The 10,898-nt window shown below is 71.3% G+C and carries 10 protein-coding genes; 5 read left to right on the top strand and 5 right to left on the bottom strand.

Features of this window, described 5'->3' with window-relative positions; all coding sequences use genetic code 11:
• Positions 1-176 precede the first annotated feature (176 nt).
• Both ABZ463_RS37825 and ABZ463_RS37820 read left to right on the top strand, forming a co-directional pair.
• Positions 177-497 carry a YciI family protein gene (locus tag ABZ463_RS37825; protein ID WP_352015435.1) on the top strand — a complete coding sequence of 107 codons (321 nt, stop codon included), beginning with the start codon at positions 177-179 and terminating at the stop codon, positions 495-497.
• Positions 498-719: 222 nt separating this feature from the next.
• The gene (locus tag ABZ463_RS37820; RefSeq protein ID WP_362784211.1) at positions 720-1,973 is read left to right on the top strand and encodes an oxygenase MpaB family protein; all 1,254 of its coding nucleotides are present in this window, start codon (positions 720-722) and stop codon (positions 1,971-1,973) included.
• Positions 1,974-1,977: 4 nt separating this feature from the next.
• Here the strand turns inward: ABZ463_RS37820 and ABZ463_RS37815 are convergent, their stop codons facing one another.
• A complete protein-coding gene (locus ABZ463_RS37815) occupies positions 1,978-3,222 on the bottom strand; it encodes an amino acid permease (RefSeq protein WP_352015433.1) in 1,245 nt (414 codons plus the stop codon).
• 80 nt (positions 3,223-3,302) lie between these two features.
• Here ABZ463_RS37815 and ABZ463_RS37810 point away from each other — a divergent pair, with 80 nt between their 5' ends.
• On the top strand, positions 3,303-3,755 hold the full coding sequence (locus ABZ463_RS37810; RefSeq protein ID WP_352015432.1) for an Lrp/AsnC family transcriptional regulator: 453 nt from the start codon (positions 3,303-3,305) through the stop codon (positions 3,753-3,755).
• 6 nt (positions 3,756-3,761) lie between these two features.
• Here ABZ463_RS37810 and ABZ463_RS37805 read toward each other — a convergent pair whose 3' ends face one another.
• Entirely contained in the window at positions 3,762-5,141 is a 1,380-nt protein-coding gene (locus ABZ463_RS37805) for a xylan 1,4-beta-xylosidase (protein ID WP_362784207.1), read from the bottom strand.
• Between the two features lie 364 nt (positions 5,142-5,505).
• Positions 5,506-6,282: a GNAT family N-acetyltransferase gene (locus tag ABZ463_RS37800; protein WP_362784203.1), complete on the bottom strand. Its 777-nt coding sequence runs from the start codon at positions 6,280-6,282 to the stop codon at positions 5,506-5,508.
• A 411-nt stretch (positions 6,283-6,693) separates the two neighbouring features.
• Here ABZ463_RS37800 and ABZ463_RS37795 point away from each other — a divergent pair, with 411 nt between their 5' ends.
• The gene (locus tag ABZ463_RS37795) at positions 6,694-6,963 is read left to right on the top strand and encodes a GlsB/YeaQ/YmgE family stress response membrane protein (RefSeq protein WP_362784200.1); all 270 of its coding nucleotides are present in this window, start codon (positions 6,694-6,696) and stop codon (positions 6,961-6,963) included.
• A gap of 190 nt (positions 6,964-7,153) precedes the next feature.
• On the opposite strand, the gene ABZ463_RS37790 is transcribed toward ABZ463_RS37795, so the two are convergent.
• Complete coding sequence (locus ABZ463_RS37790; RefSeq protein WP_362784197.1) at positions 7,154-8,161, bottom strand: sporulation protein; 1,008 nt, start codon at positions 8,159-8,161, stop codon at positions 7,154-7,156.
• A gap of 336 nt (positions 8,162-8,497) precedes the next feature.
• On the opposite strand from ABZ463_RS37790, the gene ABZ463_RS37785 reads away from it, so the two are divergent.
• On the top strand, positions 8,498-9,181 hold the full coding sequence (locus ABZ463_RS37785; RefSeq protein ID WP_362784194.1) for a YoaK family protein: 684 nt from the start codon (positions 8,498-8,500) through the stop codon (positions 9,179-9,181).
• A 58-nt stretch (positions 9,182-9,239) separates the two neighbouring features.
• Here ABZ463_RS37785 and ABZ463_RS37780 read toward each other — a convergent pair whose 3' ends face one another.
• Positions 9,240-10,745 carry an alpha/beta fold hydrolase gene (locus tag ABZ463_RS37780; RefSeq protein ID WP_362784191.1) on the bottom strand — a complete coding sequence of 502 codons (1,506 nt, stop codon included), beginning with the start codon at positions 10,743-10,745 and terminating at the stop codon, positions 9,240-9,242.
• Positions 10,746-10,898: the final 153 nt, after the last annotated feature.

Raw genomic sequence — 10,898 nt, 5'->3', positions numbered from 1 at the left:
CCCGGCCCCACCCTCGCCCCCACCCCCCCCCTCCCCCATTGGGCCTTCGGGGCGGGGGTTCTTCGCTCACCCGCCCAACCCCGCTTTGGCCCGGGGAACGGTGGCGTTCCCTGTCACATCGCTCGTTCGACGTAGGGGCGGAGAATGGAACAGCACACCGAGGAAGAGGAACCACCATGCGCTACCTGATGACCACCAAGCCCTCCGAGACCGCCCCCGACGAGCGGCTGTACGCCGAGATGGCGGCCTTCGTCGAGGAACTGACGGCGGCCGGCGTCCTGCTGGCCACCGGCGGCCTGGAGCCCGCGGGCGTACGGCTGGTCTCCTCCGGTGGGGAGATCACCGTGACGGACGGCCCGTTCGCGGAGGCCAAGGAGGCCGTGGCCGGGTTCGCCCTGGTCGAGGTGCGCTCCAAGGAGGAGGCGGTCGAGCTGGCCCGCCGTTTCCGCAGGATCGTCGGCGACGGCGAGAGCGTCATCCAGCAGGTCTTCTCCTGACCTTCACCCGACCAGGGCCTCCCCGTCACCGCGGGGAGGCCCTGGTCGTGTCCGGCCCCCGGATCAAGGACGTGCGGGCCGTACGGAACCGGTTCGGCGGAGCGAAGGCTCTCCCGACGAGCCGGTCACCACGACACCGTGGTCCGGCATTGTTCCTGCTGAGGCGCATTCCGGGCATATGCGGATTGGATGCGGGTGATTTATCGCGTTATCAATGTGGATATGACCCCCGTTGTCACCGAGCGCCACCCCACGCGCTTCCGAGAGGCCGAACAGCGCGGCCGGGACATCTCCCGTCCGATGCTCCGGCTCACCCGCGTCGGCGCCGAGGTCGACGAGTCGTTCATGGAACGGCTCCGCGCCGCCCTGCTGGAGCGTGACGAACTCGGAGCCGACCTGGCCGGGGCGATGCGCCTTCCCCCCGGCGACCCCGGCCGTGTCACGCACCGCCAGGTGGCCGCCGCCCTCCGGGACGCGCCCCACCGGGCGGACGACCTGCCGCCCGCGCTCAGGCGGTTCATGGACGAACTCGTCGAGGTGCCCGAATGGGTCGACTGGGATCGGGTCGAGCGGGGCGCCGTGGCCTTCCGCTACCTCGGCCGCAACGCGAACGACGTGCTTCTGGACCTGTCGCTGATCGGGGGCTACCGTTTCGGCGGACCGGCCGACCTCCTCGTCCTCACCGAGGGACTCGGCGGCGACAACACGCTCAGGCGCCTCGCCGAGACCCAGAAGTGGACGCACGAGGTCACCCGGCCCGGCGGCATGCGACCCGGCGCCGAAGGGTGGCGGCTGACCGTCCACGTGCGCGCGATGCACGCCCTGGTCAACTCACGGTTCGAGCCGCGGTGGGACAGCGGGCGCTGGGGGCTGCCGGTCAACCAGGCCGACCAGGCGGGAACGCTGGGCCTGTTCGACGCCGCCGTGATCCTGGGCTGCCTCGCGCTGGGGGTGCCCCTCAGCCGCAGGCAACGCGACGACCTCATGCACCTGTGGCGCTACGTCGGATGGCTGATGGGCGTCGCCCCCGACTTCCTCACGGACGAGGAGGACGTGCGGCACCGGATGAACTACCACATCCTGCTGTCCGCGGGGGGACAGTCCCAGGCGGGCAGGGACCTGGCCCGCGTGACCGTCGACGCCCAGCGCATGCGCGCCTTCGGCCACGGGAACGCCCTGGTCGAGCGTATGCACCAGCGCTACGAGCGGGCCCGCGCCCTGAGCATGCTCACCGCGTTCGTCGGTCTGTCCGGCATGCGTGACCTCGGACTTCCGGCCCGCCTGCCGTGGGCGCCCGTCCTCGCGATCGTGGGCAACACCTTCCGTTACCGCGTGCTCGGCGCCCTTCCCGGCGGACGCCGCCGCGTCGAGGAGTGGGGCGCCCGCGCCCAGGAACGCGTCCTCGCCTCCACCTTCCGCGACCAACCGGCCCAGGTGGGCGGGCTGCCCGAGGCGCACGGCGACCGCCGCGCGTAGCGGCCTACCTTCCCCGCACGGCCAGGGCCGGGCGGGCACGGAACCCGAGTACGGCGACCGCCGCCAGGGCGAGCGGAACCAGCAGGTACCACCCGCAGAACGCCGTCGCCACCCCCGAGGAGATCGTCGCCGTGACGGCGACCGCCCGCCTGCCCCCGGTGAGCGTCGGGATCGCCGCGGCGGTGCCCGCCGTCGTCACCGCGGCCAGGCACGCGGACGTGGCCCGCATCAACGGGTCCACCCCCAGCCCGGAGACCAGCGCCACCACCGCGACCCCGACCGTCAACGTCGCCAGCAGCCCCAGGCTCCGCCGTACCCCACCGGCCGGGTCGGCGAAACGGCGGGGCAGGGCGCCCTCGGCGGCCAGGGCGGCTCCGAGCCGGGCGGCCCCCGCGATGTAGGTGTTGACCGCCCCGAACGTCAGCAGCAGCGTGACCACACCGGTCACCGGCCGCGCCACGGGTCCGACGCCCATCTCCAGCAGGACGGTCAGCGGCACCGGGCTCCGGGTCGCGCCCGTGCCCGTCGCCACGAACGCGACCCCCAGGTACAGCACCGCGATCACGGCCAGCGTCGCCCCGGTCGCCCGGATGAGCCCGCGCCGCCGGTCGGCGAACTCACCGGACAGGTGGCTGGCCACCTCCCAGCCGACGAACGCGAACAGCAGCACCCCGGCCGCGTCGGCCACCCCGGCCAGGCCGTACGGGGCGAAAGGGGTGAAATGGGCGGTCGTCATCGAGGGGGCGGCCGCCGCGACGGCGACCACCAGCAGCCCGACGAGCGTCAGCACCATGACCAGCTGTAGCCGTCCCGAGACCCGCAGCCCCGCCGCGTTGGCCGCCAGCGCCCCCGCGAGCAGTGCTCCCGCGACCACGCCCGCGAGGCCGGAGGCGCCCGTTCCGGTGACGTCGAGGCTCGCCGCCACGTACTGGCCGCCGATGAGCGCCCCGGCCAGTGTGCCCATGGGCACCGCGCCGTAGAACCACCAGCCGACCATCGCGGAAACCCGTGGTCCGAACACCGGCCTCACGAAGGCCGAGACCCCGCCGCCCCCCGGGTTGCGGGTGCCCAGCGCCGCGAACGTGGCCGCGACCGGCACGCTCAGCGCCAGCAACCCGACCCACGCCAGCACCGAGGCGGGGCCCGCCGAGACGGCCGCGAGGTGGGGGAGCACCAGCATCCCCGGCCCGAGAACCGCCCCGACCAGTAACGCCGTTCCCTGCCAGGCGCCCAGCTTGTGTCCTGTCATACCGCCAGAAGCTAGTCACATGAACGGTTGATCGGCGCTGTCACCGAACGTTCGGCCGGAAAACCCGTGATGATCCACGCATGGACGAACTTGATTCGGAGATAGTGCGCCTGCTCCAAACGAATGCGCGGCAGTCGAACAGGGAACTGGCCAGACAGCTCGGCGTCGCCCCCTCGACCTGTCTGGAACGGGTCCGCGCCCTCACCCGCCGGGGCGTCATCCGCGGCTATCACGCCGACATCGACCCGGCGGCGCTCAACCGGACCACCCAGGCGATGATCTCCGTCCGGGTGCGGCCGCTGAGCCGGGAGGTCATCGACACCTTCCAGCGCGCGGCGGCGGCGCTGCCCGAGGTGCTCAGCGTCTTCGTCGTGGCGGGGGACGAGGACTTCCTGCTCCACGTCGCCGTGCAGGACCTGGAGCACCTGCACGCCTTCCTGCTGGACCGCCTCAGCAAACGCCGGGAGATCGTCGGCTTCAAGACCTCGGTGATCTTCCAGCAGGTCCACACCCCGCCGACCCGTCTCGAATGACCCGGGTCAGCGGGCGCTCCACTTGACCTCGTAGGGCTGGAGGGTGACCTTCCTGCCGTCCACGGTCGCGTCGACCTTCTCCTCGGTGGTGTTGACCATCACCAGTTGCCGGGGCTGGGCCAGCACCCGGACCGCGGGGTCGGAGGAGGTGACGTCCTGGAGCTTGGCGTCGGCGGGGAACCACCTGGCGAAGTCGTTCACCAGATTGCCGGTCGGCAGCAGGGCGCCGGTCTTCGGGTCCCACATGCAGCCGTCGCAGGGGTCGCTCTTGGCCTGCGGGTTCCAGTACAGCGCGGTCGCCGCGCCGCTCCTGGCGAACTCGATCATCGAGGCCGCCTGTACGGCCAGCCGCTTGGGCAGGGGCCACGAGGTGCCGTCCTCGGGGACGAAATACCACTCCGACCACCAGATCGGCATGTCCCCGGTCTTCTTCCGCAGCCAGGAGGTGACCGCGCTGAACTTGCCCAGCGCGCCGAAGGCGTCGGGCAGCATCTCGTGGGCGTCGGTCAGCGAGGCGCCGTCCACCACGACGAAGTCGGCGCCCTTCTTGTTCTCGAACCAGTAGTCGAAGGCGTCCAGGACGTTCTGGTTGACGACCCCCCACGGCCCCCGCAGCTCGGAGTCGCCCTCACGGTTGGTGTCGAAGCCGATGTACGGCCCGCCGATGTTGGCGTCGGGCCTGACCTTCTTCACCGCGTCGTAGACCTTGTTGTACAGCTCGGTGTAGCCCTTGTAGTCGGCGGGCTTGGCGTGGTCCTTCCAGAACCCCTTGAGCTCGTTCCAGACCATGAAGTACTTGACGTCGCGGTACCTCGCGGCGACGGCCGCGCTCAGTTCGGCGAAGTCGTCGAAGTGCTCGGGGTAGGGGGCGTCCTCCAGGTGCTCCTTCCAGGCGGACTCCTCCGTCGGTCCCTGGGGGCCGCCCTTCATCCAGTCGGGCGCGCAGCAGAGCGTGATGACGGGGGTGCCGCCGGACTGCCGCATGAGGTTCATCCGGCTGTCGAGGTCCTCCCAGTAGTAGTCCCCGGGGTGGGGCTCGGGGTTGAGCGCGCCGAAGCCCATGATGTGCTGGTTCTGCAGGAGCGGGGTCGGGGCGAGCGCCCGGCTCACGTCCCGTTCGAACCGTTCGGTGATGTTGTTGGCGCTGACCCCGGTGTGGGTGAAGCCCCAGCGGGGCCATCCGGGGTCGACCGACGGAGGCTTGGCGATCTTGACGGGTGAGGCCTCGGGAGCGGCGCTGAACCGCTGCGCGTCGGGGGTCGCCGGGCCCTCCTCCCCGCCGGTCGAGCAGGCCGCCGCGACCAGCGTCACAGCGACGATCGCGGCGGCCGAGGCGATCGCCCGGCCGCGGAGACGCCACGTCGATCCCGCGTTACCCGATGACACCTTGGTCTCCATCCGACACTCACTGTTCGCTTTGTCCAGAGCGTTCCATGGTCGTGGGTTAAGCGGAGAAAGCGGGAGATGGTTCACAGGCAAGCGTTATGCCGGTCCCGGTGATCGCCGCCGTGCCGTACGGCCTGACCTGGGGTTGGACCTCATGGATAACGTGAGGAGTGAGGAAAGTCACCGCACGCCGTCCTGGCGCACGAAACCCTTAGAAGAACCTGACGGAGGCGGGAGCAGCGTACGTGCCCCCGGCGGGGAGGGCCGAACCGCCCTGCTCGCCGACGACGGCGACCACCCGGCCGCGACCGGGCACCGGCTGACCACCCACGAGGCGCTCTCGGCGATCTCCCGCCGACCGGCGTCAGGGAGCCCAGACGTAGGGGGTGGTCGTGGTGACGGCGTGGAAGCCGAGCCGGGCCAGGATCGGCCTGCTGTCGTCGGAGGCGTCGACCTGGAGATAACGCACCCCGCGTGAGGCCGCCCTGCGCGCCCGCTCGGCGACCAGCGCCCGGTAGATGCCCCTGCCGCGCCAGGAGGCCAGCGTCGAACCGCCCCAGAGCGAGGCGAACTCCGTACCCGGCCGGTAGACCAGCCACGCCGCGGAGACCACCCGCCCGTCGGCCTCGGCGACCAGCACGGTCATGTCGTCCGGCGCGGTGGTCAGCCGCGCCGAGAGGTCGTCGACCAGCCACCCCATGTCGGTGTCCCACACCTCGGACTCCATCGCGGCGATACGCCGCAGGTCGGCCAGGTCGTGGACCTCCCGCAGGACGACCCCGGCGGGCAGGACCGGCTCGGCCGCCGTCTCGGACACCAGGCCGATCATGACCGTCTCGGTCTCCTCGGCGTGGAAACCGGCCTTCACCAGCCGTTCCACGATGTCCTCGGGGTGGTCGTGCCCCCGGGTCTTCCACTCGACCGCCTCACCGCGCGCCGCGAAGTAGTCGCGCTGCCTGGCGATCAGTGTGTCCAGAGCCGCGCCCTCGATCCCCAGGTCACGGGGCCCGGTCACCAGCCCCCGGTGCTCGCCGACGACCCGCAGCACCGGACCGTCCTGCTCGTGGGAGACACCGGAAGGGGGTCTGAGAGGGACACCGCGCATCTGCTGGTCATAGACGTTCAAAAGGTCGCGGATCATACCCCGAGCGTACCGGTGAGGGACGGAGCACACGCGGGGCCCGGGAAATCGCTCTCAGGAGACGGGCACGGGCGGGAGGGAACCCGGCGTGGCTTTGCGTGACGTCGCCCCCGAACCCCGGGCGCATCGGGCAGAGTAGGAGGGGGGCCGCGATCGAGGGAGAGAACATCGTGGTTCTGTCTGGCGGGGGTGGTCTCTGGTGGAGACGCGCCCGGTTTCCCGCCGCCGCTCTGTGGATCCTGATGACGTTGCTGAACGTCTACGAGTTCCTGATGACCTTCTGAGCGCCGCCGCCTCACGGGGCGGCGCTCAGAACTCCGGGAACCGCGACGGGGCGCCCGGTCGTTGACGCGACGTCAGGTTGACCGCCTCCACCCCCGGTCGGAGGCAGCTCACAGGAGTGTGCGCACCATGGCAGTGACCGGCATCATCTCCGCAATCATCGTCGGTCTTGTGATCGGCGTCCTCGGACGACTCGTCGTTCCCGGCCGTCAGAACATCCCGGTCTGGCTCACCGTCGTGATCGGCGTCGTCGCCGCGCTGATCGGCACGGCGATCGCGACCGTGCTCGGCGTGGCCAGCACCCGAGGGGTCGACTGGATCGAGCTCATCATCCAGATCGCCCTGGCCGCGGTCGGCGTCGCCTTCGCCGCAGGCCAGTACGGCAGGCGCCGGTCGTAGCCGCCCCTTCCACGAGAACAGACGTGGCCCCCGCCCGTGTCAGGGCGGGGGCCACATCACCTCTCACCACCTGGACCTGAAGCCGTAAGCCGACCGGCTGGGGTGATCCAAGGCCGTATGGCAGGGCGCGTCCGAAGCGGGCCATCCGGGACCGTTCGAGGCCGTACCGCCCGTCCAGGCCGGGCGGCTCCTACCAGTCGCCTTCGCCCTCGTCGTCGCCCTCGAAGATCTCCTCGACGACCTCGCCCGCGACGAAACCACCGACCAGACCGGCCGCTCCGGCCGCCGCGACCGTGCCCCAGCCGGGACCCCCACCGTGGTGACCGCCGTGGTGACCGCCATGATGGCCGCCGTGGTACTCCTCGTGGTGCCCGCCGTACCCGCCATGGGCGTAGGGGTCGTGATGGCCGGAGAAGCCACCGTGACCGCCGTGGGACAGGGCGGCGAGCCAGTTGTTGATCTCACCGGCCCAGTCGCGGTGCGGCGCCCCGTGGTGGTCGCTCTGCCAGTGGGCGAAGGAGTCTCCGCCGTGGCTGTGGCCGCCCGAACGCTTGTCGGCCTCCAGGATGAGGTCGAACCCGCCGGGGTTGGTGACGAAGGTCAGCTCGACCTCGTTGATCCGCCCCGAGTAGGCGGGCGGCGGATAGAACTCGATCTCCTGGTAGAACGGCAGCTGCTGGTGGACGCCACGGATGTGGCCGGTCTCCAGGTCGGCGCTCTTGAAGTGGAACCCGAGCTGGGAGAAGGCCCGCAGCACCGCCTCCTGGGAGGCCAGCGGCTCGATCACCAGCGGGTCCATGTCGCCCTTGTCGACGGCGGCGGCGATGGACAGCTCGGTGCGCACCCCCAGGGCCATGCCGTGCAGGTGCTGCCCGCCGATCTCCGAGAGCGGAGACTCCCACGGGACGGTGATCTGGAAGGGGATCACCCTGTCCTGACCGGTGCGCAGGGAGAACGGCCCGGAGACCGAGACGTTGTGGAACTCCACCAGCCCCACGTACTCCCCGTCGCCGTGCTCGGACTCGGTCCTGGCGACCAGGCCGAGCGAGACGTACTCGATCTCGGCGTCGAAGTCACCACCCTTGATGCGCACCTCGCCGTGCAGCGTCCCGCCCGGCTGTACACGCGGGGTGGCCAGAACCGTGTCCACCGAGGGACCTCCGACACCGAAGGCTCCCAGCATCCGTTTGAAGATCACGGCTTCCTCTCCTGCTACCGATGCCTGTGAGATGTGATCATTCGGCCAAACGGCCGCGTCACCACCGGAGTTCCCGGAGACCGGATCAGGCCACCTCGGCCGTGCCCCGGAGGCGGGGTCGGGCGGTCGCCGACGAGGACGGCGCGGTGGTCCTCAGGGCCGTGGCCGGTACGGCGAGCCGGTCGGGCGGTTTCCGACGACGGTTGCGCGGGCGGCGTCTCCTCGCGTTGGGTCCGGGTGCCTTCGCGGGTAGGAACCGTCTCACGTCGGCACGGCGGTGAGGAGTTCGGGGATGAACGGCGTCGTGGGGGCGCGGAGCCGTACGCGGGGACGGTCGTGAGGGGCGGGTTGCGGTGGGTCTCCGACCTGCTGTTCGTTCCCGGGGCGAACCGGCACGGAGTGCTGCCCGCCCTGCTGGTCGTGCTGACCGTCACGACCGGACTCGTGGACGCGCTCAGCTTCCTCGGGCTGAGCCGGGTCTTCGTCGCCAACATGACCGGCAACGTGGCCTTCCTCGGTTTCGCCCTGGCCGGGGACCCACAGCTGTCGGTCTGGGCGCCGCCCCTGGCCGTGGCGGTCTTCACCGCCGGGGCCTGGAGCACCGGCCGTCTGGCCCGGTGGATGCCGCAGGCGCGGCGGGAGTTCACGGTCCTCACGGCCGTGCACGCCCTCCTGGTCGCGGTGGCCCTCGTGGTCGCCCTGCTGGCGGGCCAGCGTACGGCCGGCGTCCGGGCGACACTGATCGCCCTGCTGGGGTACGGCATGGGCCTGCAGAACGCCGCGGCACGTCGTCTCGCGGTGCCCGACCTGGTCACCATCACCGTCCTGACCAGCACCCTCACCCTCCTGGCCGCCGACCCACCGGAACGGGCCGGGCTACGCCGTTCGGTCTCGATAACCGCCCTGTTCACCGGCGCCCTGACCGGCGCGGTCCTCTTCCTGAACCTCGGCGCGGTCCCGGTCCTGGCCGTCGCCCTGGTCCTCCTCACCGCCGTGACCCTCGCCTCCCGCCCCCGGTAGACCGGCCGTTGGACGTTTCCGGGTACGGGCCGCTTCCCTTGACCGAACGGCGTTGGAGCTACGGGGTGACGGGTTCGACCTTGAGGGGTGGGATCAGAGCGGCGCATGCCGTGGAACCGGGGTCGCCGGTGCGGACGAACTGGGAGACAAGGCCCGTGACGCAGCCGCTGCGTTCGAAGTCCACCAGATGGCCGAGGTTGGGCAGCACGATCTGGCGGGTGCGGGTGAATGATCGGGCGACCTGCGCCGCCTGCGTGGCGGGTGTGTTGGCGTCCAGATCGCCGGAGAGCAGCAGCACCGGTACGTCCGGCGCGGTGCCCGACGGCCTGTACGGGCGTACGCCCTTCACCTTCGGCCACTGCAGGCAGAAGTCACCGAAGCCGTAGCGGGCCGAACCGGCCGCCTCGGGGCTGAAGGGCCCGGTCCGGCCGGGTGCCGTGCGCGCCAGCGCTCTGCCGTACTGCCGTGCGCGTTGCGCCAACGGTGCGTTGGGCCGCCACAGCACGGGGAAGTCGTTGCAGCCCATGGCGGAGGCCGTCGATTCGTTGATGTCGCCGCCACGCCCGGGCCACAGGCGCTGGGCCAAGGCGGTGAGCCGTCCGTAGTCACCGCGTACGGCATCGTGCAGCATGGCGGGAAAGCGGCCCATCACCCCGATGGTGGCGGGGTTTCCGCGGTTGCTGCTGGCGGCGTTCTGCAGGGCCAGGCCGGCCAGCATGCCCTCGGTGAAGGTCACCGTACGGCTGGCACCGCCACCGGGATCGGGCACGACGAGCGTGACCGGACGTGCGCGGAGGCGGGTGGCGAACGTCCGCAGATCGGCGACGGCGGTGTCGGCGTCGCACGCTCCGGCGCTGCGTTCGCAGACGGCGCGCAGCATGCCGGGGAAGGCGCGGGCGCCCGGTCCCTGGAGCGGGTCGGCGTCGACCGGTAGGACTCCGGACAGAACGATGGACGCGACGCGGCTGGGGTGGCGGCGGGCGTAGACCTGCATGAGGTAGGTGCCGTAGGACTGCCCGATGAGATGGAGGCGTTCGACGCCGATGCGTGCGCGGACGGCGTCGATGTCGTCACTGACGGCGGTGGCGGTGTAGCCGCGGCTTCGAGGGCCGAGTACGGCACCGCAGCGTGCGACGGCGCTTTGGACCGCGGCCCGTCCGGCCAGGGTGTCGAGGGTGAGGCCGCAGTTCAGGGCGCCGGAGGCGTTCGTGCCCCGCGGATCGACCAGGAGGAGGTCGTGGTCGGTGAGAAGCGGTTCGAGCAGGGCGGTGTAGAAGCCGGTGAGGGGGATGGGCGCGTTACCGGGCCCGCCGGGGTTGACGGCGATGGTGCCGGCGGCCGGGGCCGAGGCGGCGGACCGGCGGATGAGGGCGTAGGCGACGTCGACGGTACCGAGCGCCGGGTCGGCTTGGACGAGCGGGCGGCTGACGGTGTCGCATTCGACCTGGTGACCGGGGACCGTGGGACACCAGGTCGGAGCGGCCGAGGCGGCGTGGGCGGGGAGTCCGGGAAGCATGGCCAGCCCTGCGATGGCGGTGGCAAGCCAGCGGTGTGCGTGCAACATGGTCCTGACGCTAGAAGTCCCGATCGTGGCGCGGCATGGGACCAATGGATGAACTTCTCCCCCGCCGCGCGGCGGATGGCGATGGCCCCCGGTTCGGAGGTGATACCAGCACCACCCTCAAGTGGGAACGCAGCACCATCGTTCGCCGGAGCC

It is taken from the genome of Streptosporangium sp. NPDC020145 (assembly GCF_040631275.1).
GTDB lineage: Bacteria > Actinomycetota > Actinomycetes > Streptosporangiales > Streptosporangiaceae > Streptosporangium.
The sequence above is the reverse complement of the archived record's forward strand: the minus strand, read 5'-3'. Positions and strand labels throughout refer to the sequence as shown.

Bases quoted from the DNA above. Each gene is read 5' to 3' on its own strand.
- ABZ463_RS37825 (WP_352015435.1), top strand. From the start codon at position 177: ATGCGCTACCTGATGACCACCAAGCCCTCCGAGACCGCCCCCGACGAG.
- ABZ463_RS37820 (WP_362784211.1), top strand. From the start codon at position 720: ATGACCCCCGTTGTCACCGAGCGCCACCCCACGCGCTTCCGAGAGGCC.
- ABZ463_RS37815 (WP_352015433.1), bottom strand. From the start codon at position 3,222: ATGACAGGACACAAGCTGGGCGCCTGGCAGGGAACGGCGTTACTGGTC.
- ABZ463_RS37810 (WP_352015432.1), top strand. From the start codon at position 3,303: ATGGACGAACTTGATTCGGAGATAGTGCGCCTGCTCCAAACGAATGCG.
- ABZ463_RS37800 (WP_362784203.1), bottom strand. From the start codon at position 6,282: ATGATCCGCGACCTTTTGAACGTCTATGACCAGCAGATGCGCGGTGTC.
- ABZ463_RS37795 (WP_362784200.1), top strand. From the start codon at position 6,694: ATGGCAGTGACCGGCATCATCTCCGCAATCATCGTCGGTCTTGTGATC.
- ABZ463_RS37780 (WP_362784191.1), bottom strand. From the start codon at position 10,745: ATGTTGCACGCACACCGCTGGCTTGCCACCGCCATCGCAGGGCTGGCC.